The organism is Pseudopedobacter sp. (assembly GCF_040392825.1).
In the GTDB taxonomy this organism is placed as follows: Bacteria; Bacteroidota; Bacteroidia; order Sphingobacteriales; family Sphingobacteriaceae; genus Pseudopedobacter.
On record NZ_JBEBVH010000032.1, the window covers coordinates 1 to 22,800 of the forward strand.

The 22,800-nt window shown below is 36.4% G+C and carries 28 protein-coding genes; 9 read left to right on the forward strand and 19 right to left on the reverse strand.

Translation table 11 applies throughout. The features are described from left to right. The 3 genes from ABWO41_RS03865 to ABWO41_RS03875 form a co-directional block, all read left to right on the forward strand. Positions 1-700: PfkB family carbohydrate kinase (locus ABWO41_RS03865; RefSeq protein WP_353133720.1), on the forward strand; the 700-nt coding region annotated here is incomplete at its 5' end. Positions 701-844: 144 nt separating this feature from the next. After that, the gene (locus tag ABWO41_RS03870) at positions 845-1,207 is read left to right on the forward strand and encodes a hypothetical protein (RefSeq protein WP_353133723.1); all 363 of its coding nucleotides are present in this window, start codon (positions 845-847) and stop codon (positions 1,205-1,207) included. Between the two features lie 87 nt (positions 1,208-1,294). Next, positions 1,295-1,834, forward strand: coding sequence for a ferritin (locus ABWO41_RS03875; RefSeq protein ID WP_353133726.1), 540 nt, complete (start codon positions 1,295-1,297; stop codon positions 1,832-1,834). 149 nt (positions 1,835-1,983) lie between these two features. Here ABWO41_RS03875 and ABWO41_RS03880 read toward each other — a convergent pair whose 3' ends face one another. The 3 genes from ABWO41_RS03880 to folP form a co-directional block, all read right to left on the reverse strand. After that, complete coding sequence (locus tag ABWO41_RS03880) at positions 1,984-2,247, reverse strand: (2Fe-2S) ferredoxin domain-containing protein (RefSeq protein WP_353133729.1); 264 nt, start codon at positions 2,245-2,247, stop codon at positions 1,984-1,986. A gap of 87 nt (positions 2,248-2,334) precedes the next feature. Beyond that, positions 2,335-3,123, reverse strand: a complete 789-nt coding sequence (cdaA, locus tag ABWO41_RS03885) for a diadenylate cyclase CdaA (RefSeq protein WP_353133732.1) — start codon at positions 3,121-3,123, stop codon at positions 2,335-2,337. Positions 3,124-3,166: 43 nt separating this feature from the next. Continuing rightward, a complete protein-coding gene (folP, locus tag ABWO41_RS03890; RefSeq protein ID WP_353133735.1) occupies positions 3,167-4,027 on the reverse strand; it encodes a dihydropteroate synthase in 861 nt (286 codons plus the stop codon). 56 nt (positions 4,028-4,083) lie between these two features. Between folP and ABWO41_RS03895 the strand changes: the two genes are divergently transcribed. From ABWO41_RS03895 to ABWO41_RS03905, 3 genes are read left to right on the forward strand one after another with little or no spacing between them, the layout of a single operon-like run. Further along, positions 4,084-4,629 carry a DUF1599 domain-containing protein gene (locus ABWO41_RS03895; RefSeq protein ID WP_353133738.1) on the forward strand — a complete coding sequence of 182 codons (546 nt, stop codon included), beginning with the start codon at positions 4,084-4,086 and terminating at the stop codon, positions 4,627-4,629. Between the two features lies 1 nt (position 4,630). Continuing rightward, positions 4,631-5,800: a BT_3928 family protein gene (locus tag ABWO41_RS03900; protein WP_353133741.1), complete on the forward strand. Its 1,170-nt coding sequence runs from the start codon at positions 4,631-4,633 to the stop codon at positions 5,798-5,800. A gap of 13 nt (positions 5,801-5,813) precedes the next feature. Next, on the forward strand, positions 5,814-6,329 hold the full coding sequence (locus ABWO41_RS03905; protein ID WP_353133744.1) for a shikimate kinase: 516 nt from the start codon (positions 5,814-5,816) through the stop codon (positions 6,327-6,329). On the opposite strand, the gene ABWO41_RS03910 is transcribed toward ABWO41_RS03905, so the two are convergent. The 8 genes from ABWO41_RS03910 to pheS form a co-directional block, all read right to left on the reverse strand. After that, entirely contained in the window at positions 6,330-6,839 is a 510-nt protein-coding gene (locus ABWO41_RS03910) for a phosphoribosyltransferase family protein (RefSeq protein WP_353133747.1), read from the reverse strand. Between the two features lie 63 nt (positions 6,840-6,902). Further along, positions 6,903-7,292, reverse strand: coding sequence for a hypothetical protein (locus ABWO41_RS03915; protein WP_353133750.1), 390 nt, complete (start codon positions 7,290-7,292; stop codon positions 6,903-6,905). Continuing rightward, entirely contained in the window at positions 7,292-8,689 is a 1,398-nt protein-coding gene (gene rlmD, locus ABWO41_RS03920; protein ID WP_353133753.1) for a 23S rRNA (uracil(1939)-C(5))-methyltransferase RlmD, read from the reverse strand. The genes ABWO41_RS03915 and rlmD overlap by 1 nt, the downstream gene beginning before the upstream one ends. A 471-nt stretch (positions 8,690-9,160) precedes the next feature. Continuing rightward, a complete protein-coding gene (cysM, locus tag ABWO41_RS03925) occupies positions 9,161-10,033 on the reverse strand; it encodes a cysteine synthase CysM (protein WP_353133756.1) in 873 nt (290 codons plus the stop codon). A 2-nt stretch (positions 10,034-10,035) separates the two neighbouring features. Further along, positions 10,036-10,845 carry a serine O-acetyltransferase EpsC gene (epsC, locus tag ABWO41_RS03930; RefSeq protein WP_502945629.1) on the reverse strand — a complete coding sequence of 270 codons (810 nt, stop codon included), beginning with the start codon at positions 10,843-10,845 and terminating at the stop codon, positions 10,036-10,038. A gap of 108 nt (positions 10,846-10,953) precedes the next feature. Next, positions 10,954-11,529 carry a TetR/AcrR family transcriptional regulator gene (locus tag ABWO41_RS03935; protein WP_353133759.1) on the reverse strand — a complete coding sequence of 192 codons (576 nt, stop codon included), beginning with the start codon at positions 11,527-11,529 and terminating at the stop codon, positions 10,954-10,956. After that, on the reverse strand, positions 11,529-11,975 hold the full coding sequence (locus tag ABWO41_RS03940; protein ID WP_353133762.1) for a Rieske (2Fe-2S) protein: 447 nt from the start codon (positions 11,973-11,975) through the stop codon (positions 11,529-11,531). Before ABWO41_RS03940 ends, ABWO41_RS03935 begins: the two co-directional genes overlap by 1 nt. Before the next feature lie 2 nt (positions 11,976-11,977). Further along, on the reverse strand, positions 11,978-13,012 hold the full coding sequence (gene pheS / locus ABWO41_RS03945; protein WP_353133765.1) for a phenylalanine--tRNA ligase subunit alpha: 1,035 nt from the start codon (positions 13,010-13,012) through the stop codon (positions 11,978-11,980). Positions 13,013-13,189: 177 nt separating this feature from the next. Here pheS and ABWO41_RS03950 point away from each other — a divergent pair, with 177 nt between their 5' ends. Next, positions 13,190-15,406, forward strand: a complete 2,217-nt coding sequence (locus ABWO41_RS03950; RefSeq protein ID WP_353133768.1) for a DUF5686 family protein — start codon at positions 13,190-13,192, stop codon at positions 15,404-15,406. A 130-nt stretch (positions 15,407-15,536) separates the two neighbouring features. Here the strand turns inward: ABWO41_RS03950 and ABWO41_RS03955 are convergent, their stop codons facing one another. After that, on the reverse strand, positions 15,537-16,439 hold the full coding sequence (locus tag ABWO41_RS03955; protein ID WP_353133771.1) for a diacylglycerol/lipid kinase family protein: 903 nt from the start codon (positions 16,437-16,439) through the stop codon (positions 15,537-15,539). Between the two features lie 83 nt (positions 16,440-16,522). On the opposite strand from ABWO41_RS03955, the gene surE reads away from it, so the two are divergent. Both surE and trhO read left to right on the forward strand, forming a co-directional pair. Then, positions 16,523-17,266 carry a 5'/3'-nucleotidase SurE gene (surE, locus tag ABWO41_RS03960; protein WP_353133774.1) on the forward strand — a complete coding sequence of 248 codons (744 nt, stop codon included), beginning with the start codon at positions 16,523-16,525 and terminating at the stop codon, positions 17,264-17,266. 71 nt (positions 17,267-17,337) lie between these two features. Next, on the forward strand, positions 17,338-18,285 hold the full coding sequence (gene trhO, locus ABWO41_RS03965; protein WP_353133777.1) for an oxygen-dependent tRNA uridine(34) hydroxylase TrhO: 948 nt from the start codon (positions 17,338-17,340) through the stop codon (positions 18,283-18,285). Positions 18,286-18,478: 193 nt separating this feature from the next. On the opposite strand, the gene trxA is transcribed toward trhO, so the two are convergent. The 7 genes from trxA to ABWO41_RS04000 form a co-directional block, all read right to left on the reverse strand. Beyond that, the gene (gene trxA / locus ABWO41_RS03970) at positions 18,479-18,775 is read right to left on the reverse strand and encodes a thioredoxin (protein ID WP_353133780.1); all 297 of its coding nucleotides are present in this window, start codon (positions 18,773-18,775) and stop codon (positions 18,479-18,481) included. Further along, a complete protein-coding gene (locus tag ABWO41_RS03975) occupies positions 18,762-18,932 on the reverse strand; it encodes a hypothetical protein (RefSeq protein WP_353133783.1) in 171 nt (56 codons plus the stop codon). Before ABWO41_RS03975 ends, trxA begins: the two co-directional genes overlap by 14 nt. A gap of 23 nt (positions 18,933-18,955) precedes the next feature. Beyond that, on the reverse strand, positions 18,956-19,420 hold the full coding sequence (locus tag ABWO41_RS03980; RefSeq protein ID WP_353133786.1) for a DUF6691 family protein: 465 nt from the start codon (positions 19,418-19,420) through the stop codon (positions 18,956-18,958). 5 nt (positions 19,421-19,425) lie between these two features. Then, complete coding sequence (locus ABWO41_RS03985; RefSeq protein ID WP_353133788.1) at positions 19,426-19,992, reverse strand: YeeE/YedE family protein; 567 nt, start codon at positions 19,990-19,992, stop codon at positions 19,426-19,428. Then, a complete protein-coding gene (locus tag ABWO41_RS03990; protein WP_353133791.1) occupies positions 19,992-20,696 on the reverse strand; it encodes a rhodanese-like domain-containing protein in 705 nt (234 codons plus the stop codon). The genes ABWO41_RS03985 and ABWO41_RS03990 overlap by 1 nt, the downstream gene beginning before the upstream one ends. Before the next feature lie 2 nt (positions 20,697-20,698). Further along, positions 20,699-22,111, reverse strand: a complete 1,413-nt coding sequence (locus tag ABWO41_RS03995; protein WP_353133794.1) for an MBL fold metallo-hydrolase — start codon at positions 22,109-22,111, stop codon at positions 20,699-20,701. Between the two features lie 6 nt (positions 22,112-22,117). Continuing rightward, on the reverse strand, positions 22,118-22,800 hold a 683-nt coding region (locus ABWO41_RS04000), incomplete at its 5' end, for a sulfite exporter TauE/SafE family protein (RefSeq protein ID WP_353133797.1).

The window sequence follows — 22,800 nt, forward strand, 5'->3', positions numbered from 1 at the left end:
AAAAAAAGGCGAAAAGTCTTTCTTTTGGTCCGGAAGATATCATAATGACATGAACAGCAGAGATACTTTGGTAACAGAGCTGAACGTTTTGGCTGATTTTGATCCTATTATACCGGATTCTTATCAGGACTGCGAATACCTGATGCTGGGCAACTTAACACCGAATATTCAAAAAACAGTAATTGAACGTTTGAATAACCGCCCAAAACTGATTGTTTTAGATACAATGAATTTCTGGATGGACGTTGCTTTAGATGATTTACTGGAAACCATAAAACTTATAGATGTTTTAACCATAAACGATGCTGAAGCCCGCCAGCTTTCCGGAGAACATTCTTTGGTTAAAGCTGCTGATAAGATTCTGCAAATGGGGCCTAAATATCTCATTATTAAAAAAGGAGAACATGGCGCGCTTTTATTTCACGAGAATCTCGTATTTTCTGCACCTGCCCTTCCACTAGCGGATGTTTTTGATCCAACTGGTGCAGGCGATACTTTTGCAGGTGGTTTTATTGGTTATCTGGCGCAAATAGGAACCATTAATTTCAATAACATGAAAAATGCTATCATTTACGGTTCTGCTTTAGCCTCGTTCTGTGTAGAAAAGTTCGGGACAGAAAAAATTAAAGATTTAAGTCAGGAAGAAATTGAAGCAAGAGTACAACAGTTCGTGAACTTAAGCAGCTTCTCCATTAAATAGCATTATATCAAGAACTATCTGCTGCCTTATATATTACAAGATAAATAATAGGGCAGCAGGTTATCTTCGGTAATGTAATAAAAAGAAAAATCAATATTTATTTATTTGGATTATTTCTAAACAAGATGCATATTTGCATCGGAAATGAAAAATAACAGCTTTACTTTAGACAGCACAGATTTAGTAGAAGTATTCTCTACCTCTTTTGGGTCGGTTCATCAATGTGATAAAGGTAACTGTATTTATTTAAATTTCTCCGGTAGAAGAGCTCAATATAAATTAGCTTGTCTTCAACGCCTTAAAAAGGTTTTAGATAATATTGACCTGATTAAAATGACGGATGTAAACCATCCTGGTATAGAAATCATTTTCTTATGTGGTGCCGAAGAATGTTTTGTTTTAGATATTCAGGAGATCATCCATCTAAAAGAATTAATTAATGGTGCTTTTACCATGCTGGAACTCAACAGCATTCTTACCGATAGGTTAAACAGACTAATTATCTGACACTAAACTTAGATTAACTCCAAATTACGATCTTTTTATATAGTTGGTTTTCTTATCCCTACTTTTGTATAAGAAAGGAACATTATTATGAAAGATTTAGTTCGTATTAAAAGTACTATTTCGACTGACATCGAAAACTTACTTAACCAGCAAATAAAAAAAGAAGCTCATTCAGCTGCATTATATTTATCTATGGCATCATGGTGTGATAGAAATGGTTTTGACAATTCTGCAGAATATTTTTACAAACAATCTGACGAAGAAAGACAACACCAACTAAAAATATTCCATTATGTTGCTGACATGGGTGCGACTGCTATCTCTCCGGACGTTAGCAATATTAAAGTTGAATTTTCTTCCTTTAGAGAAGTTTTCGAAGATGCATTAGATGCAGAAATCACTGTAACGCAGTCTTTTAAAAACATAGCTGCAAGATGTCATAAAGAGCAAGACTATATCACACTTGAATTCTTAAACTGGTTCTTTAAAGAACAGAGAGAAGAAGAATACAAAGCAAGAAGAGCTCTCGAATTATTCGACTTAATTGGAGAAGAAGGAACTGGCCGTTGGGAAATTGACAAACACGTTCAAAAGATCTCATACAGCGGAGACAGTGCTGGTGAATAATTGCTTGTTTAATAAAAAAGTCCGGTTTCGACATGAAATCGGACTTTTTTATTTTATGCCAAATAACAGGAGTATTTCCTCTATAGCACTAAAACATTACACCTCGTATATTATTATCATTAAATTAAGATACGGCCTGTCTTTTCGCATCATCTTAAAGAATCATCCAGCAACCTTAACACTTCTTTTTCAGAATATTCCTTTAGCCAAATATTATCAGGCTGAAGGTTGAGAACAGGGGCAAACTTGCATCTGTCCGTACATTCAATTCTTATCAACTCTACATCTTTTTTAAGCTTATGATCCTTCAAATAAGATTTTAAAGATTTATAACAATCCTTACCCCCTCTTTTACTACACTTACTCCCTGTGCATATATAAATCACTTTATCGGGAATTTCAAACTTACTCATCTTATTGAAGTTAAAGGTCGAAAATTAAAATAAGGTCTGCCTACACACAATAACAAACGATCAAAATATTTGTGTTGATTTTAAGCTCTAAAAGTCCTTGTTTAACAAACGTTCGAGTTCTGTAAAACTGATATTCATTTTTACTTTTCCCTGCTGTGCATAAGATATTTCGCCCGTTTCTTCAGAAACGATTAGTGCAGTACATTCACTGGTTTCTGTAATACCTATTCCCGCTCTATGCCTTAATCCGAACTGAGGTGGCAGCTTATCATTTTCAGTCAATGGCAGAATTCCTCCGGCAATTTTAATCCTGTTTTCCGCAATAACAACAGCACCGTCATGAATAGGGCTATGTTTCTGGAAGATACTTTCCAATAATCGTTTTGAAATCTTCGAATCTACTATCTCGCCTGTATTTCCAAAAACATCCTGATCGAAATATTTTGCAAAAACAATCAGAGCCCCAGTTCTGGATTGCTTCATACTTTTACAAGCGTCTATAATAGGCTTTATTTTAGCCATATTATTTTTTTCCACTTCTTCTTTACCAAAGACCAGCTTTAGCCATAGTTTGTTCCTTAAAGAGATATTCTTACCAATAGTCAGCAAAAAACGCCTGAACTCTTGCTGAAAAACAATAATAAGGGCTATTAAACCTACACTTACGAAACTGCTTAAAATACCCGATAGCAATTTCATGTGTAAAGCTGTTGTAACGATATAAAGAATATAGATAATGATAAAACCAATAAAGATATTGACTGCAATGGTACCTCTTATTAAATTATAGATATAATAAATAATTATGGCTACCAGCAGAATATCTATTACATCTATTACCGTAAGTTTAAGAAAACTGAAATCGAGAAAATCCATCAGAAGAGATTAAATATTTTGTCTTTGTCAATTTATTAAAAAATCAGGATTTATTATAAATTTCGATCAAATCTATACACTGCTTCGCTTCTAAAACATCATGAACCCTTAAAATAACAGCTCCGTTTTGCAAAGCCAATGTATTTAGTACAGTAGTTCCGTTTAGGGCTTCTTCTGGTTTTACATGTAAACTTTTCCAGATCATGGTTTTTCTGGAAAGTCCTGCCAGCACCGGCAATCCAAATATCTTTAGATTATCCATATCCTTTAGCAAACGATAGTTTTGCTGAGCAGTTTTTGCAAAACCAAACCCGGGGTCTAAAATAATATCCTTTACACCCAGAGCTTTGAGCCTGTTAATCTTTTCTGAAAAATAAGAGACCACATCCATTAATAAATCATTGTAATCTGTAAGGGTAGACATTGTCTTTGGATTGCCTCTCATATGCATTAAAATATAAGGCACTCCCAATCTGCCTATCACTTCGAACATAGATTTATCCAACTCGCCACCAGAAATATCGTTAATAATATGAGCACCCGCTTTCACCGCCTCTCCCGCCACTTTTCCCCTAAAGGTATCTATGGAAAGAACAATATCCGGAAATTCTGTTTTCAACAATTTTATTACAGGAATCAGCCTGTTTAACTCTTCGTCTTCAGCAACATCCTCGGCTCCCGGCCTCGATGAATATGCCCCAATGTCTATAATAGAAGCACCTTCTTTTAGAAATTCGGATACTTGTTTCAATATCTCATCTTCATCACTAAATCTGCTTCCCGAAAAAAAGGAATCTGGTGTAATATTAAGAATTGCCATCACCTTTGGCTTAGACAAGTCTAGTATCTTCCCTCCTATATTTAACGTTGTCTTTGTTTGAAAAAACGTATCTTTATCCATCATATTCGTTTAATCAAAAATACGATTAGTTCTATTGTAAATATTAAAATATTTAAGGTTTGGCTTTTGATACTTCTGCTCAATACGATTCTATTATTAAGATCTGCAAAGATCTGTTTATGAAGAAAACCAGGGATTACGGAACGGCCTGGCGTATTCTCCGCCCGAAATCTATTACAGACCAGCTTTTTATTAAAGCTCAGCGTATCAGAACTATAGAAGAGAAAAAGGTAAATAAAGTAGGTGACGATATTACAGATGAATACATAGCTATTGTGAACTATTGTGTTATTGGTATTATGCAGTTGGAATTGGACGACTCTGCGGGTGTTGAATTGGAGCCTGCCTTCGTAGATGCCCATTACAGCCAGCGTGTACAGGAAACAAAAGACCTCATGTTTGCTAAAAACCATGATTATGGTGAAGCATGGAGGGATATGCGGATTAGCTCTTTAACAGATCTTATCTTGCAGAAAATATTCAGGGTAAAACAAATTGAGGATAATGAAGGCCAAACAATTGCTTCGGAAGGGATAAAGGCCAATTATCAGGATATGTTAAATTACGCAGTTTTTGCGTTAATAAAATTAGGGTTGGCAGATTAATATGACGGCGAGCAAAAAATCATCTACGCTTTTATGGATAGTAAGAATATTTGTAGGCTTACTATTTATTTTTTCCGGATTAATCAAGCTGAATGATCCGCTTGGGTTTTCATATAAACTGGAAGAATACTTTGAGGTATTTCATATAACTTTCTTGAGCCCTTTCGCCGTTTTCTTCTCCATTGCAATTTGTACACTGGAGGTTTTTCTGGGTGTACTGGTTTTAACCGGAATTGCTAAAAAAGCGGTAAACCTTGGGCTTATTATACTGATTGTATTTTTCACTTTCCTTACATTTTATTCCGCCGCATTCGATGCTGTAAAAAGCTGTGGATGTTTTGGCGATGCTATTCCATTAACTCCATGGCAATCGTTTGGTAAGGATCTGGTTTTACTGACTCTTATTCTGTATATTTTCTTTAATCAAAATAAAATCAATTCCTGTACAAACAGCAACACCGCAAAAAGTATTTTCATCTGGGGTGCACTGCTGCTTCCTTTAGGATTTGGTTTATATACTTACAAAACACTACCTGTTATTGATTTTCTTCCTTATAAAGAAGGTGTAAATATTCCGGACGCCATGAAAATTCCTGAAGGCGCACCTAAAGACGAATATGAAATTATCTATACCCTGAAAAACAAAAATACAGGTGAAGAGAAGAAAATAAATGACAAAGAATACCTGGCTACAAAAATATATGAAGACCCCAATTGGGAATTTGTATCTTCTTCGGATCCGAAATTAATAAAAGCCGGCTACCAGCCTAAAATTAAAGATTTAAATATTTTTGATGCTCAGGGAATCAGTTTTACTCCAGAGATTATAGAAAACCCATATTATAACCTGATTGCTGTTGCATGGAAACTGGATAATACTCATTTAGATGCTCTAAAAAAGATAAATCTGATTGCTATTAATGCAGCAGAAAATTACCGGACACGTTCTGTCCTGCTAACTTCTAATTCTGCACAGGATGCCGAAAACCTGACAAAAGAAGCGCAGTTGATGGTAGAAATTTTCTATGCCGATGCAGTTCCGTTAAAAAGTATGGTAAGATCTAATCCGGGATTGATTCTCATGAAAAATGGAGTGGTTATCAAAAAATGGCCTGCTAGTCAACTCCCTAGCTATGATGAGTTAGAAAAAAACTATTTTAGCAAAAACTAGAGCTTAGTCATTTATGAAAATATTTCTAATAGGATACATGGGATGCGGTAAAAGCCGTATGGGCAAAAAGCTTGCTGCAAAACTAAACCGCCCGTTTATTGATTTGGATGAACTGATTCAGACCAAACAGCAGGCTACTATTCCTGAAATATTCGCTGCTAAAGGAGAGAGCGGATTTAGAGAGATAGAACGCGATACTTTACAAAAATCGGCTATTGCTGGGGATACTATTATATCTACCGGAGGTGGCGCACCATGTTTCTTTGACAATATGGAATGGATGAATAAAAACGGCTTAACTATTTTTATAGATCCGCCGGAAAAGGTTCTTGCTGACAGATTGATTAATGCTAAAGCAGAAAGACCTTTAATAAAGGGAAAATCTTATGAAGAGCTTTTGGAATTCATTAATGAAAAGCTGCAGGAGCGGAGGCCTTTTTATGAGCAGGCAAAGATTAAACTATATGGCGTAGACCTCGGGGTTGAGGAAGTCATAGAAGCGATGGAAAAAGAAAACCCCGAATCTTAATTATTCGAGATAAACCCCATCTTCTTCGCCTTTCTCGTCGAGAACAACAGAAACATGCTCTTTCAAAACCGTAGAAAGTTCCAGCCCTACATAATCTGTGGAAACCGGAAATAGTTTATGGCTTCTGTTTATCAATACAACAGACCTTAGTTTTTTTAGCGGAATATTCAGGAATACACCTATGCCGTAGGCAATTGTCTTTCCGCTGCTTAAAACATCATCTACAAGGATAATAACCTTATTTTCGCATTCGCTTAAAGGGATGTTAATTGTCGACTCTAATTTAGAACTGTCTTTATTTAACTCTATTTGAAGCATTTTGATTTTAAAATGGCTGATCTTCTTCAACACTTTTTCTAATCGCAACGCTAATCTATACCCTCTTGCTACTACACCTGCAATAATAATTTCTTTCTCATCTATATTATCTTCCAATATCTGATACGCAATACGATTGATTTTTTGCTGAATCTGCGTATGGTTTAGAATGAGTACTCTTTTAGATGGCATAAGTTATATTTTTATGAGCTGAAATTAAAACTTCTGCTCTAATAATTCAATTTAAATATCCGGTTAATAAGGAATAAAAACAAAATTTGCCCCTTCGGGAACAACTACAAAAATACATGCATATTCACCTGGATTTTTGTAACTATACAGGAAAACATCTTTTTTATCTTTTTGAATAATTCCACGTTCTATAAACTCTTCCAATGTCGAAGCCTGTATGGTCCACTCTTTACCAAATTCTTCTTTGTCTATAATAATTTCGCCTATAGAAACCTGATGCTGATGGGCTATAAAAATAGGATAAGAAGATAGACCTTCTCCTACGATATCCAGTGCAACTTCTCTTATCGTTTCCTTATAAAAATCCAGATCCTTTTTCAAGGACAATAAAGGAGATTCTTTAGGTAATTCCTGATCGCCTCCCAAATTTCCCAATAGTTCTTCTGCCTTCATTACTTTCTTAGTTTTAATAGCACCACATTTTCCACATGCTGCGTATGAGGGAACATATCTACCGGCTTAATTCTCGCCACATCATATTTATCTTTCAGGATAGCCAAATCACGAGCTTGTGTTGCAGCATTGCAGCTTACATAAACGATCTTATCTGCTTCCATCTCCAATAAACGGGCAACAACATCTGCATGCATTCCAGCTCTTGGCGGATCGGTTATGACAACATCCGGCTTTCCATGAGCTGCAACAAATTGTGCATTCAATACATCTTTCATATCGCCTGCATAGAATTTGGTATTGGTGATATCGTTAATAGAAGAGTTAACTTTAGCATCTTCTATAGCACTTGGAACATACTCAACACCTACAACTTCCCTGGCTTGTCTGGCAACAAAATTGGCTATTGTACCTGTTCCGGTATATAAATCATAAACCAATTCATTACCTGTTAATTCCGCAAACGCTCTGGTTATTTTATACAATTCGTATGCCTGTAAAGAATTTGTCTGATAAAAAGATTTTGGCCCTATTCTAAACTTAAGACCTTCCATCTCTTCGTATATGAAAGGAGTTCCTTTATAGGTAATTACATCCTGATCAAATATGGTATCGTTTTTCTTCTGGTTAACGATGTACATTAAAGAGGTAATCTGCGGAAATTGTTTATCGATATAATCCATCAACAACTCTACCTGCGCCTCTTGCGGATAAGCAAATACAACAATTGCCATAATCTCGCCTGTAGAAGAGGTTCTGATAATTAAGTTTCTTAATGCCCCTTCATGTGCCCTCAGGTCATAAAATGAAATGTTATTCTCTAAAGCGAAATCTCGAATAGCATTTCTTAATCCGTTTGATGGATCTGCCTGAAGGTAACAATGCTCTATATCTAAAATCTTATCGAAACGAAGCGGCACATGAAAACCAAGGGCATTCATTTCTTTATCTAACCCACTGGCAATATCTTCATTGGTTAACCACCGTTTATTAGAAAAAGTATATTCCAGTTTATTTCTGTAATATACGGTTTCCTGAGATGCTAAAATTTCCTCTGCGTGGTCAGTTTCTATTCCGCCAAGCCTTTGTAAAGCATCTGCAACAGCTTTCTGCTTATATTTAAGCTGCGCATTATAATCCATGTGTTGCCATTTACACCCCCCACAGGTACCAAAATGCACACAAAACGGTTCTACCCTATCATCAGATTTTTGAATAAGATTATTAATCTTTGCTTCGGCGAACTTCTTTTTCTTTTTATATACAGCTGCATCTACAATGTCTCCCGGAATTGCTTTTTCTACAAACACCACTAAATCATTGTGCCTTGCAACACCTTTTCCCTCTTCTGCTATATCAAAAATATGCAGCTGCTCTAAAATCTTTTGATTGGTCAATGCTCTAAAATTTAAGGCACAAATTTAAGGTTTTTATGGGAAGAATTTAGATTTGAGATTATATTATTGACCATAATCGCAAAGAGTCTGAACAGCATCTGTTGCCTATAGATTAAAGAAATAGTCTGTCACTTTCATATTTTAAAAATGCCGAATCAACGGACTGTAAAATGACTAAGATTAAAAAAGGTGAGGAGAGGTTTAATGGATAAAAATAAAAAATGGCAATAGCTTCCCTGTTACCTGTAAGGTAAGACCATTCTTATGTTAGAAGCTTAAATAAACAATCCTAAAATATACACAAAGAATTTGTTCATCGGGCGCTCTTCTATTTTAAATTGCCTATCAACCAATTCTGAGAAATGTGCTAAACCTCGATTCATAACCTTATTTTTTCTTAAATATAGCACAAAATATACCAAAAACCAAATCGGTATATTATTATACTATTAAAGAATTTTAAAGATTATATTAACCAAACAAATCACTGCTTAGATAGCGGTCTCCTCTGTCGCAAGCGATAAAAACGATTGTTCCTGATTTCAATTCTTTGGCTAATTGCAGCGCTGCATAGCAAGCTCCACCCGAACTCATTCCCGCAAAAATACCTTCAAATTTCACCAGGTCTCTGGTTGTCTGTACCGCAGCTTCCTGCGAAATGTCTATCACTCGATCTACTCTGGATGGATCAAAGATTTTAGGTAGGTATTCCTCAGGCCATCTTCTGATGCCCGGAATAGAAGCTTCCTCGGTTGGCTGGCATCCAACTATCTGGATAGCTGCATTTTGCTCTTTCAGGAACATAGAAGTTCCCATAATGGTTCCTGTGGTCCCCATTGCACTCACAAAATGAGTAATTTGATGATTTGTATCTTTCCAAATCTCCGGTCCTGTGGTTTTATAATGTGCCAGATAATTATCCGGGTTAGCAAACTGATTCAGTAAATAATATTGTCCCGAAGCTGCTTTTTCTTCAGCATAATCTCTGCATTGCTCTATCCCATCTAATAAAATCACTTTAGCTCCAAAAGCTTCCATTGTGAGCGTTCTTTCTCTTGTCGAATTGGAAGGTAAGACTAATTCTATTTCCAAATCAAAAAGACGGGCAATCATTGCCAAAGCAATACCGGTATTTCCACTTGTAGCTTCTATGAGTTTCATACCGGGTTTAATATCGCCTCTGTCCAGAGCACTTTTAATCATATTTAAAGCAGCCCGGTCTTTCACACTTCCCCCAGGGTTATTTCCTTCTAGTTTTGCATAGATTTTAACGTTTGGGTTAGAATTCAACCTTTGCAATTCTACTAAAGGAGTATTTCCTAAAACATCTAATATACCTGCCATAATTATTGTTTTTTTACTTTTTCTGCTACCTGAACGGAAGACAAATGATAAACGATAGAATCTGCCGGAACGCTCTTAGTTAGCCATACATTTCCGCCTATAATACTATTTTCGCCAATAACAGTTTCACCTCCCAGAATGGTTGCTCCGGAATAAATAACCACATTGTCTTCCACTGTTGGATGTCGTTTTGTCCCAGCCATATCCTTTTCGACACTTAAAGCACCCAACGTAATCCCCTGATATAACTTAACATTATTGCCAATATGAGCAGTTTCGCCAATAACCAGGCCTGTACCATGGTCTATGTAGAGATTTTCGCCTATGGTTGCTCCCGGATGAATATCAATTCCCGTCTTGGAATGTGCGTATTCTGTTAATATTCTGGGAATAACAGGCGTATTCAATCTCAATAATCTGTTCGCTATTCTATAAAATGATATGGCATAAAAGCCCGGATAAGATCTGATAATTTCAAATTCGCTATTCGCCGCAGGATCTCCCAATAAAATTGCTGTAATATCAGTTTTCAATAATCGGTGAAGTTCCGGAATGAAATCCATAAATTCATTGACAATCAAACTGTGGTTACAATCTTTACAGGCGTGAGTAGTATCCAGCAAAAACAATAAGTCTTTTCTAATTTGCTCAAACGCTTGCTCTACTTCTTCATAGGATTTGAGTGGATTTACTGCTTGTTCGGGAAATATCAGTCTGACTAACCTGATGGCCCATTTTGCTATATCTACATTCGACGGCACACTCTCTGTTTTAGCATGTCTTTCGAATATATATTTATAAAAATCTTTCATGATGTTAGGGTTCTATAAGTCTGACATAGACTGTAAAGAATTGTGGTAAAACTACCAAAGAAGGATGCAAACGACAAATAAAATCTGTCATTTTAATTCGATATTGAATTACAAAGCGGCTTTAACGAGATATGGCAAAATTTCCTTTTGAAAAGACACAAAGTTTTTTCTGACGTCGGCATCACTAACAGATGTAAACGCAAAAGAGAAAATAATGCTTTTACTTGCTTTAATCAGGAAACTTAAACGCTCGGGAAAAGTCTCATCGTCATTTAACTCTTCCACTGCCATAAACTCAGAATATAGCAAATGTTCAAGCTCATCAGAAAGTTTCTTTAAAAACTCTTGCGAGTTTGTAGACTCTCTGATAAAGTCCCATCCTATAAATTCGTTGCAAATGGTATAAGACAATTTACTTACTCTCAAGATTAAACGCTTCAAATACTCTTCTTTAGAAGTTTCTGCTATATTCTTATGAAGCAACTCGCTTACACTTACCTGTAAATAATCCATCAGGATAGCATGAAGCACTAGTTCCTTACTTTCGAAGTATTTATAAATGGTGGCTTTGGCTATTTTAGCTTTTTTTGCGATCTCGTTTACACTGGTTTTATGATAACCGTATTTCCGAAATAGCTCGGTAGCTGCCTTCTTTATACTTTCTTTTATCTTATCTACTTCCATTAATTTGTTACTCTAATTGTGCCATTACCTAACGAAAGATTTCCGTTTATTGTCACATTATACCTTACCAGGGACAAACCAGCTTCGCCAGAAATTCTGGCCCCGTCCGAAAGCTGGAAAATTGTTCCCGAACAAGGATCTTTGCAAGTAATAGTACTGTTTATTTCAACATTACATTGTTTTTCTAAACTTGCCGGACTTCTCTTATCATAAGCCACAATTACACCCGAATTATTATATAAAATTAAACCTCCAACTCCATAGACCGCACCCGTTACCTGTTTTACGTCTATTGCTGTCCCGGGAGTCTTCAGTGAACTAAATCTCGAGTCCTGTAAAGAAAACGAAGCATCAACTAAAACATAAGGAAAACCATCGTACTGATCCTTTCCGCAAGAAAGCAGAAGCAAACACAGAATGGTAAATAAAACCTTATGTATTTTCATTTTTAAATTAATTCAGATTGAAACTGTTTCAGGAATCGAACGTCATTTTCAGAAAACAGTCTTAAATCTTTTATCTGGTATTTTAAATTGGTGATTCTCTCTATCCCCATTCCAAATGCAAATCCAGAATATTTCTTACTATCAATACCTACATTCTCCAATACGTTAGGATCGATCATTCCGCAACCTAAAATTTCTACCCAACCGCTATGTTTACACATCTGGCAACCGTCTCCTTTACAGATTGTACATGAAATATCCATTTCTGCAGATGGTTCTGTAAAGGGAAAGAAAGATGGTCTAAAGCGCACTTTTGTACCCTCTCCGTACAATTCCTGAACGAAATAATACAGGGTCTGTTTCAGATCTGCAAATGAAACATTTTCATCCACATACAATCCCTCAATTTGATGGAAGAAACAATGTGCTCTGGCAGAAATTGCTTCATTGCGATAAACCCTGCCCGGCATTAAGGCTCTGAAAGGTGGTTTCCCCGCCTCCATTAACCTAACCTGTACAGATGAAGTATGCGTACGCAAAGCAATATCATCTTTCCCACTGTTTTTCTTGATAAAGAAAGTATCCTGCATATCTCTTGCCGGATGTTCTTCCGGAAAATTCAAAGCTGAGAAATTATGCCAGTCGTCTTCAATCTCAGGACCTTCAGCTACCACAAAGCCTAATCTTTTAAAGATCTCTAAGATTTCTTTTCTCACAAGAGACAATGGATGCCGCCCACCCAATTCCATTCCCGAACCCGGTAAAGTAAAATCTTGCTCTGAAGAAGATTTCTCCTGCTTTGTCTCAAAACTCTCTTTCAGGTCGGTATATTTTTGCTCTGCAAGCTGCTTAAACTGGTTCAATACTTTTCCTAAAACACGCTTTTCTTCTGGTGAAACTGCTTTAAATTCATCGAACAGGTCTTTAATAATACCTTTTGTACCCAAAAATTTAATTCTGAAACTTTCTAACTCCTCTGCTGTTTTTGGTTCGAAACGTTGTATTTCAGTTGTATATAAGTCGATCTTAGATTGCATAACACGCAAATTTAATAAAAAACCGAGCATTTGGAGTGCTTATTCTTTTGGTTTTTTATATAAATAACAGAAGCTTAGCGTAAACTTCTTCGCCTGTTTGGATTAGATTAGAAATTATATATATCTTGAAATATATTTTATTGGCTGCTTTACCGTTTTTAAATATTTCGGGGATATATGAGATTATTGTGTTTTTTGATTTTGTTGTTTTCATACCATGCTGCTTTTTCAGATTGGGGGAAAAGTGAATTTGAATTAGGAGATAGCATTATACAACAGGCCATTGCAAAGAACACCTACAAAAGAAATCTCGATTTAAAAGCAAATGCCTATCTCAAAAATTCACTGGTACTGGATAAAGCTCCAAAGAGGTTTTTAGGAAAAAATGTAAGGAAACTTCTCAAATTAAAATCAACAAACAGACAGATTCTTTATCTGCATGAAGCTATTTCTGATTTATATTTTGATGATTCTGACTATATTAAGGAAGATATTAAATCTTATAAAAATTACGGGGATTATAAACAAGCCTGGCAATTTAACAGGGCTACCGATTTACTGTTAGATTTCAATAAGGATTACGTAGAACTGGAGGGATTTAGCAGCAAAAAATATGTTTCGCCAATTGCAAAAAATGCTCTTAAACATTACAAATTTATTTATGAAAGAAGTTTTAATGACGATGCAGACAACACCTTTCACGTGATTAGAATATATCCGAAAAATTTTATAGAACCGGCATTTTACGGGTATCTCTATATTAACGCGTCAAGTATGCAAATTAGCAGTTTATCTTTGAACCTGGGCGACAATGGTGGTATTAGCTTAATTAACTCTTTAACTATAAATCAGAATCTTATAAAGATAGATAGCTTTTACTACCCCTCTAAGACTACCATACATTATTACGGAAAAAATTTCGGTTTTGCATATAGCGGAACGTGTATGGCAACTTATAATTATTTCACAAAAAATGCAGCAGATGACAATCTGTTTAAGCCGCATGAAGTACTAAAAATAGAAAAGCGAACCGACATTTCGGAGAAAGCGATAGAACGTAACAGGACATTGGAACTAACCACTCTTGAGCAAGAAGCATATAGATATCATGACAGCTTAAAAACAGCTCAGGGAGAGAAAAAGTATCTCGATTCTTTAGATCGGCTTAGTATTAGCCAAAGATTATATCCTTTCCTTTTTAATAGTTTCAAAATACAAAACTCTTACAGAGAATATACCATTTCTTTCGATCCGATAGCACCAGCTCTATTCTATAACACAGTAGAAGGCCCCGGTATCAGATACGGTGTCAGGTTTACAAAATACAGAGATCTTGACGGAAGCTATTATAGCATAAAACCAGAATTCAGATACGGTTTTAAAAATAAAGAGTTCAACTCAGACATTTCTTTCAGTTGGCTATACAGCCCATTTAAACGGGGTATTATTGATATTAGCTTAGGGAGCACCTATCGCGACCTGAATCCTAACGGATCGCTAAGTTCGGTAAACAACTCATTAAATACACTATTATTTGAGCAGAATTTCATGAAACTTTTCCGCAAACAATATGTGAGTATTTCATCGGGCCGAGAACTTTCTAACGGGCTTTATTTCTCGGGCGGGTTAGAGCTTGCCAAAAATATTTCGGTATCAAATATGTTCGACTATTCGTTAAGAAATATCAGAAATCGCAATTTCACTTCTAACAACCCATTTGATAAAAACGATAACGGGAAGCTTTTTCCGGACCATACTACTTTAAGACTTTCTGGAACATTGGTTTATACATTTCGTCACAACTACATTACCAATGAAGGTGTAAAGATGTATGAAATTCCTAAAGCGCCGCGTTTAATTTTAAGCTATAAGAGGGGTCTTCCTAACTTTTTAGGTTCCGAAACAAAATGGGAGTATGTAGAAATTGAAGCCCAGCAGGAGAAACTGAATCTTGGACTTTGGGGCTATAGCTCTTTTTCTGTATCTGCCGGGAGGTTTTTCAATCAAAAAACCAATTATTTCCCAGACTGGAAGCACTTTGGTGGTAACATGGCTTTAATATTTAATCCGGGACTAAAAAACTTCCACCTTTTGGATTACTATGCTTACAGTACAGACCGAGAATTTATAGAAGGGCATTGGGAACATAATTACAATGCTAAGTTTTTAGGCAGCATACCTCTTATTCGTAAACTGAAATTACAGGAACTAACCGGTGTCGCTTTTCTTACACAGCCTTATAAAGGCACTTATTACGAGCTTTATCTTGGCATAAAAAGATTGGGTGCCAGATTAGATTATGCCTTTTCTTTTGATAACGATGGTTTTCTGAACCACGGTTTTAAATTTTCTTTAAGGCTTCAGAATCCTTACAAAAAGTTAGATCGATATTAAGATAACCTGGTTAAATTTTAACTGACATCATCAAACCCTTATTCCATTAATTATGAATCACATCACTACAGCTTCTCCGCGAAGTGAGTTTTTTAAACTTTAAAAGCTCCCCCATCATTCACTTCTCCCATTAACACAAAAACTCCAAAAACCGCGGTTTAGAAGTAAAAACTATTTCGGAATTATTAGTTTGAACCAATTCGTCGTCGATATGCATTAATGTGTTACCTGTTTGAATAGTAAGCGCAGATGTCCTTATCGTATTAAATGTATAAGTAAATGGTTTGTCATCAATTAAAGACTGCAGGTATATAATAAAACGCTGCCTTTCTTCTTCAGTTAAATAAACTACGTTAAAAAGGCCATTAGATATTGATAAATCCGGCGCCAGATATAAATTAGGTCCTACAGATTTGATGTTCATTACTTCTAATAAAAAGCATTCAATTTCATGTATATCGCCCTCCTTTGTTTTTAGTTCAAATTGCTTTAAGGGGTAAGACTTAACCACATCAATTAGCTTATGCAAAGCTATTTTCACTTCACTTTCCTTGGAACACTCCACATTACGTTCAACGTGTCGCATTGCATCTATTAACTCGGGGAACACACCAAATCCAACGCCTTCAATAAAGAAATCAGTTGCATTTTCCGTCTCAATCATTCCCACATCCAAAGACTTCCTGTTTTCCAGATTCCAGCCTTTGATTATTTCCTTTATATCTTTTTGCTTTTTATCGGCTTCCAAAGTCTTGAAGAGATTATTTGCAGTTCCCATAGGCAAAATAGCTAAAGGGCTTCTTTTAATCTCCGCTTCTCTGGCTACCATTTCTTTAGCAATAGTGCGTACACTTCCATCGCCTCCAGCGACCACTATCAAATCTACCCTATTCATAGCCTTTCGCCATGTTTCTTCCTTTATAGAGTAATATTCGCAATCGTATCCCGAATTTTTAATTAAATGCTGTATATCTTCCGCTTCGTGATTTTCATCTCCCGCTTTAGGATTATGCAATAGCATTGCTAGTTTCATAAGGTAAATTTCAGCTTATAACAAATTTGGATTAATTGTTGTTCTATACCTATTGATATATTTCCTTACTTTTTATTTTTCTTATGAGAATACTAATCACTAACGACGACGGAATCTATAGTCCGGGTATTAACGCTTTAGCACATATTGCACAAGAATTCGGCGAAGTAAAAGTTGTTGCTCCTGATGTTGAACAGTCTTCTATGGGACATGCTGTAACTCACGCAAGGCCATTGACATTCAAAAAATCTCCTATCGAATTTAAAGATATTGAAGCCTATCGGGTTAATGGCACACCGGCAGATTGTGTTGCTATGGGAACCCATCTATGGAACCACGTAGATGTTGTGCTTTCTGGAATTAACATGGGACCAAACTTAGGCAATTCAGTATGGCATTCAGGTACTTTAGCAGCTGCGAGACAAGCAGTACTATTTGGGATTAAAGGAATTGCGCTAAGCACTCCTGTAGGAAAAACAGAACCAGACTTTAAAGCACTGGAACCGTATGTAAAAAAAACACTGGAACTACTGCTTAAAAGCGATGAATTAGCTTTATACAACGTTAACCTACCACCAACTCCGACAGATATTATGTGGACAAAACAGTCTGTACGTTTGTACGATGGAAGGATTGTTCCGGGACAGGATCCAATGGCAAGGAAACATTACTGGTTCACCGTAATTCCTTTGGAGGCCGCCGAACCGGGTACCGACAGGTGGGCCGTGGAAAACAATTTTGTTTCTATTACCCCTTTAAGATTGGATCTTACGGATGAAAAAACCTTAAAAGAGAAGCAAAAAAGTGACGTAAATCACGCTCCGTGATTTTTGCTTTAAACTGATTTTTGATACTTTTGCAACTCATTTAACACTGTTTACAGCAGTATCAATGATTTATGAAAGCATATCAAACACTCTTATATTACTGTTATAGCCACATCGAGGATGCGGAACAGTATGCTGCAGATCATCTTAAATTTTGTAAAGACCTGGGTTTAACGGGTAGAATTATTATTGCAGACGAAGGCTTAAACGGCACGGTTTCCGGTACGATTGAGCAATGCAAACAGTACATGGACTATATTTATGCAGATGGTCGTTTTAATGCTACTGAATTTAAAATAGATGAAGTGGATACTCCCTCATTTATGAAAATGCATTGCAGATATAAAGCAGAAATTGTACACTCGGGATTGCGAGATCCTAACATCATAAATCCTACAAAAAAAACGGGAAAACATTTAGAGCCTGTTGAATTTATGGAAATGAAAGACCGTGATGACGTGGTAATCCTGGATGTTAGGTCTAATTACGAGCATAAGATGGGAAAATTCAAGAATGCGATTACTTTAGATATCGACAATTTCAGGGATTTCCCAGCAATGATTAACCAGCTTGCACAATACAAGGACAAAAAAATACTAACTTATTGCACTGGCGGTATCAAATGTGAAAAGGCATCGGCACTTCTACTGCATGAAGGTTTTCAAGATGTTTACCAACTACATGGCGGTATTATTAAATACGGGAAAGAGGCTGGCGGAAAAGATTTTGATGGAAAATGCTATGTTTTTGACAACAGAATTGCAGTAGATGTAAACTCCGTTAATCCAGAAGTTGTTTCTGTTTGCTATAACTGCGGAACGAAAACCACAAAAATGATCAATTGTGCCAACCCAGAATGTAACGAACATTTCACGCAATGTGAAGAATGCGGGTGGAAGATGGATGGTTGCTGTTCTGATGTTTGTAAAGAGCATCCGCGTAAAAGACCTTATGACGGGACTGGTTATTATGTAAAAGTTCCTATGCCGGTGAATAAGAAAGATATCACTTTAGCTTAGAATAGTTTAACCGCAAAGAGCACAAGGAATACACAAAAGGCACAAGGTAAAAAACTTTGTGCCTTTATTTTTATATAAAATGTTTTAAATGTTCCGCAGAGCGTTTCTAATTTATAAATAAGTTAGATTTTCAATTCGACTATAAAGCCTTATTTTACTACAATTAAATTGTGTGTTATGATCATTCCAAAGATTATTTATTCATATCAATAACCTTCTTCAATTCCCCAGCTGGCACTACTCCGCTTTGCCTCCACTTTACTTCTCCATCTTTAAATAAAATCAAAGTAGGGACAGCCATAACATTCAAAGCGTCTGCCGCCTGTTGATTTTTGTCTATATCGATCTTAATAATTGTAGCATCATCTCCAACTTCTTTTTTTAAACCGTCAAGAATAGGTGCCATGGTTTTACATGGGCCACACCACTCTGCAAAAAAGTCCACCAATACCGGCTTTCCAGAATTTATAATTTCTTTAAAATTTCCCATATTTCAATTTCCTTATTAATTTAACTATAGACCCCACATTTAATGCCAGATATACAACTACAACCAACAACATACCTTTGATTTTCCCAAATCTAAATCCGGCAATCAGCAGAATACTTATCGCTATAAAATGTCTATAGATTTTAAATTTACTCATCTTCTAAAACCCAAAAATAAGTTTTATTGTGGAAGTTTATCTTTTAAAACTCCATACACCCAGGTTCCGGAAATAGCACTTAAAAAAGTAACAGCTACCGCCCAATAACCATATCCTACCTGAGCGAAGATAGGCCCTGGGCAGGCTCCTGTTATCGCCCAGCCTAAACCAAAGATTAAGCCCCCATAAATCTGTCCTTTATTAAACTTTTTAGGATGTAAGACGATATCATCTCCACTCAAAGTTTTAACCTTAAATTTCTTGATCATAAACAAGGAAATTGCCGCAACGGCTATAGCTGTTCCAATAACTCCAAACATGTGAAAAGATTCGAACCGGAACATTTCCTGAATCCGGAACCATGAAACAACCTCTGTTTTTATAAACACTATTCCGAAGAAGGCCCCCAACAACAGATATTTTAGGTTGCCCGCTAACGAAACTTTATCTTCTTCTTTCATGGTTTTATCTATATTTTTAGTTTCCATAGCTATTAAAATAATTTAAAAATCTGCGGGATAATAAACCAGGTAGATATAATGCCCCCCACCATAAAAGCAATGGTTGCCACCAGAGAAGGCCATTGCATATTTGCAATTCCCATAATTGAATGACCACTTGTACAGCCTCCTGCGTATCTTGTACCAAAACCAACCATAAAGCCGCCGATAACTAAAAATATCAGACCTTTTAACGTAAATATCTGGTTGGCACCAAAAATATCTTCCGGAAGAATTCCACTAAAATCCTTTACTCCCAACTCTATAAGATAGGTTTTTGTACTTGCCGAAATTTGCACAGGTTCCGGATTCTTAAAGAACAAAGCCGTAACTATTCCACCCAGAAAAATTCCAAAAACAAAAAACAGATTCCAGCTTTCTTTCTTCCAGTTATATTGAAAAAAGGGAATCTTAGCTGGTATACAAGCGGCACACATATGCCTTAGAGAAGAGGATATGCCAAAAGATCTGTTTCCAATTAATAATAAGGCTGGAACAACCAACCCTACCAAAGCCCCTCCAACATACCAGGGCCATGGCTTGCTTAAAATCTCTATCATTAGTTTTCTATTTTTAAATTTTTATTTGCCTGGATAGCCTTATAACCACCTTTTACGTTGACTATATTTTTAGCCCCCTGTAATTGCATTAGAGAAACAGCAATCATAGACCTATAGCCAGAGGTACAATGCACATAATATGTTTTTTTATCCTGCAATGTTTGCGACCAAGCTGGCAAATCCGATAAAGGCTTATTTAATGCCGAGACTAAATGTCCTTGTTGATATTCGTCTGGCTTTCTCACATCCAATACTTGTTTGTTCCTTCGGGAAACTATTTTTTCTAAATCTGCTGCGTCTGTTTCACTTACTTTCTGCAGTTTTTTCCTGGCCTCAACCCAGGTATCAATTCCCCCTTTTAAAAAGCCTTTAACATGGAAATATCCGTTTTTTCCCAGCTTTTGGAGAACCTCTTTTTCTTTCCCTTCGTTGGCAATAACCAATAAGAATTGATCTTTATTAGGAACAGCAGTAGACAACCACGAGTCGAAAGGCCCGTCAATTCCTAAAAAGACAGATTTTTTAATATGCCCCTCGGCAAATTCTTTGGCCGACCTTGTATCCAGAACAATAAATGAATTACTTTCCAAACTGTTCTCGAATGTTGTTAAGTCCAGCGGAACAGGTATTAAAATCTCTTCGGCATTGCTTATTGAGACTTTATATAATAGCAAAGAAATGAATATAATTATGATATTTTTCATGTTTAGTTTCTTTTTGATGGACAGGAAAAATCAGTGGTTTTTAATCCCGATTCATTTTTAATAGCAGAATATCCACCTTTAATATTTACAACTTCATCAAAACCTCTTGCTTTTAATATAGAGGCGGTAATCATTGATCTGTAACCTCCTGCACAATGCAGATAATACCTGGTATTTTTGTTTATATCCCCCATCCAGTCATTAACAAAATCAAGCGGTTTATTCTCCACTCCTTCTACATGCTCGGCTTCATATTCTCCAAGCTTCCTCACGTCAATTATATTCAGTTCGCTTTCTTTAGCCAATCCGCCAAATTTTTGGGCATCTACTTCGTCTACTTTATCAATTTCTTTTCCCGAGGCTAACCAGGTTGTAAATCCGCCTTTTAAAAAGCCAATAGTGTAATCGTATCCAACCCTGGCCAATCTCTTTACCGTTTCTTCTTCTCTGCCTCCCGGAGTTACCAATAATATGGGTTGATGTAAGTCGGTAATTAAAGCCCCTACCCATGGAGCAAATTGTCCGTCCAAACCTATAAAAATAGAATTAGGAATAAATCCTTTCGCAAAATCTTCTGCCGATCTTACATCAAGAATCAATGCACCGGTTTCATTAGCCGCTTGTTCAAATTGTTCGGCATCCAAGGCATGCAGACCTCTTTCAAACACAGCATCAATAGAATCAATACCTTCTTTATTCATCTGCGCATTTTTAGAAAAGTATTGTGGCGGAGGCAGGATTCCGGTTGTCAATTCCTTAACAAATGCTTCTTTAGAGATATTGCTTAAGGCGTAGTTACTTTTCTTTTGATTTGCCAATGTATCAAAAGTTTCTTTACTCATGTTCTTTCCGCATGCCGAACCTGCACCATGAGCCGGATATACCAATACATGATCACCTAAAGGCATAATTTTAGATCTTAAAGAATCATAAAGATCGCCTGCCATTTCCTGTTCTGTTTTGTTGGCTGACTTTTGCGCGAGATCAGGACGGCCTACATCTCCTATAAAAAGCGTATCTCCGGTAAATACACAATATTGTTCTCCATTTTCGTCTAAACATAAATAACAGGTAGACTCGGGAGTATGGCCTGGCGTGTGCAAAGCTTTAATAGTTATATTTCCCAGTTGAAATTCTTCGTCATCTTTAGCGATGTAGGCATCAAACGACGGTGATGCCGTAGGTCCGTAGACTATGGTTGCTCCTGTTCTTTTAGCCAAATCAACATGTCCAGAGACAAAGTCAGCATGAAAATGAGTTTCAAAAACATATTTTATTTTGGCTCCCGCCGCTTCTGCCTTTTTAATATATGGAGCTGTTTCCCTTAATGGATCTATAATGGCAACTTCTCCATTACTTTCGATGTAATAGGCAGCTTCTGCCAGACATCCTGTGTATAGTTGCTCTACTTTCATTTTTATTTATCTTAAAAAATTAACAATCATTACTACTGCAACTGATAAAACAAACCATGCAAAAATCAATTTCAATTTAGTGGCATTCATTAGCTTCCCAAAATACACTCCAATTAGAACGCCAATTGCAGAAAACAGAGAAAACTCCAGCAAATATGGCCAGTTAATGGCTGACAAATGGGCGAAATCTCCGGTAAAACCTACTAGGGAATTTAATGCTATAATCAGCAAAGAAGTCCCCACCGCTAAATGAAGCGGCAATCCCATATATAGTGTAATTGCAGGTACAATCAGAAAACCTCCACCTGCCCCAATTAATCCGGAAAGTCCTCCAACAATCAAACCTCCAAACATAGCCAGTTTAAAGTTGGACTTTTGTACTGTATCTTGCTCTTCCTTAAAAATCATCATTTTAAGCGCACTTATAATCATGACTAAGGCGAAGAGCAGCATAATAGCTGTGTCCTTTGTTAAACTCCAGTTATTTATATGAAATAGAGTATCGGGTAAATTATGTATTACAAAATGTCTTACCAGCCAAACACTAATCATAGACGGGATAGCGAACAACAGTGCCAGTTTCACATCTACCAGATTTTCTTTATAGTAGCCAAACATTCCTACTAAAGAAGTAATACCTACAATAAACAGCGAGTATCCTGTTGCTGAAACAGGCTCAATTTTAGCGA

Coding starts and splice junctions, on each gene's coding strand:
- ABWO41_RS03870 (WP_353133723.1), top strand. CDS start 845: ATGAAAAATAACAGCTTTACTTTAGACAGCACAGATTTAGTAGAAGTA.
- ABWO41_RS03875 (WP_353133726.1), top strand. CDS start 1,295: ATGAAAGATTTAGTTCGTATTAAAAGTACTATTTCGACTGACATCGAA.
- ABWO41_RS03880 (WP_353133729.1), bottom strand. CDS start 2,247: ATGAGTAAGTTTGAAATTCCCGATAAAGTGATTTATATATGCACAGGG.
- cdaA (WP_353133732.1), bottom strand. CDS start 3,123: ATGGATTTTCTCGATTTCAGTTTTCTTAAACTTACGGTAATAGATGTA.
- folP (WP_353133735.1), bottom strand. CDS start 4,027: ATGATGGATAAAGATACGTTTTTTCAAACAAAGACAACGTTAAATATA.
- ABWO41_RS03900 (WP_353133741.1), top strand. CDS start 4,631: ATGACGGCGAGCAAAAAATCATCTACGCTTTTATGGATAGTAAGAATA.
- ABWO41_RS03905 (WP_353133744.1), top strand. CDS start 5,814: ATGAAAATATTTCTAATAGGATACATGGGATGCGGTAAAAGCCGTATG.
- ABWO41_RS03910 (WP_353133747.1), bottom strand. CDS start 6,839: ATGCCATCTAAAAGAGTACTCATTCTAAACCATACGCAGATTCAGCAA.
- ABWO41_RS03915 (WP_353133750.1), bottom strand. CDS start 7,292: ATGAAGGCAGAAGAACTATTGGGAAATTTGGGAGGCGATCAGGAATTA.
- cysM (WP_353133756.1), bottom strand. CDS start 10,033: ATGGCAGGTATATTAGATGTTTTAGGAAATACTCCTTTAGTAGAATTG.
- epsC (WP_502945629.1), bottom strand. CDS start 10,845: ATGAAAGATTTTTATAAATATATATTCGAAAGACATGCTAAAACAGAG.
- ABWO41_RS03935 (WP_353133759.1), bottom strand. CDS start 11,529: ATGGAAGTAGATAAGATAAAAGAAAGTATAAAGAAGGCAGCTACCGAG.
- ABWO41_RS03940 (WP_353133762.1), bottom strand. CDS start 11,975: ATGAAAATACATAAGGTTTTATTTACCATTCTGTGTTTGCTTCTGCTT.
- pheS (WP_353133765.1), bottom strand. CDS start 13,012: ATGCAATCTAAGATCGACTTATATACAACTGAAATACAACGTTTCGAA.
- ABWO41_RS03950 (WP_353133768.1), top strand. CDS start 13,190: ATGAGATTATTGTGTTTTTTGATTTTGTTGTTTTCATACCATGCTGCT.
- ABWO41_RS03955 (WP_353133771.1), bottom strand. CDS start 16,439: ATGAAACTAGCAATGCTATTGCATAATCCTAAAGCGGGAGATGAAAAT.
- surE (WP_353133774.1), top strand. CDS start 16,523: ATGAGAATACTAATCACTAACGACGACGGAATCTATAGTCCGGGTATT.
- trhO (WP_353133777.1), top strand. CDS start 17,338: ATGAAAGCATATCAAACACTCTTATATTACTGTTATAGCCACATCGAG.
- trxA (WP_353133780.1), bottom strand. CDS start 18,775: ATGGGAAATTTTAAAGAAATTATAAATTCTGGAAAGCCGGTATTGGTG.
- ABWO41_RS03975 (WP_353133783.1), bottom strand. CDS start 18,932: ATGAGTAAATTTAAAATCTATAGACATTTTATAGCGATAAGTATTCTG.
- ABWO41_RS03980 (WP_353133786.1), bottom strand. CDS start 19,420: ATGGAAACTAAAAATATAGATAAAACCATGAAAGAAGAAGATAAAGTT.
- ABWO41_RS03985 (WP_353133788.1), bottom strand. CDS start 19,992: ATGATAGAGATTTTAAGCAAGCCATGGCCCTGGTATGTTGGAGGGGCT.
- ABWO41_RS03990 (WP_353133791.1), bottom strand. CDS start 20,696: ATGAAAAATATCATAATTATATTCATTTCTTTGCTATTATATAAAGTC.
- ABWO41_RS03995 (WP_353133794.1), bottom strand. CDS start 22,111: ATGAAAGTAGAGCAACTATACACAGGATGTCTGGCAGAAGCTGCCTAT.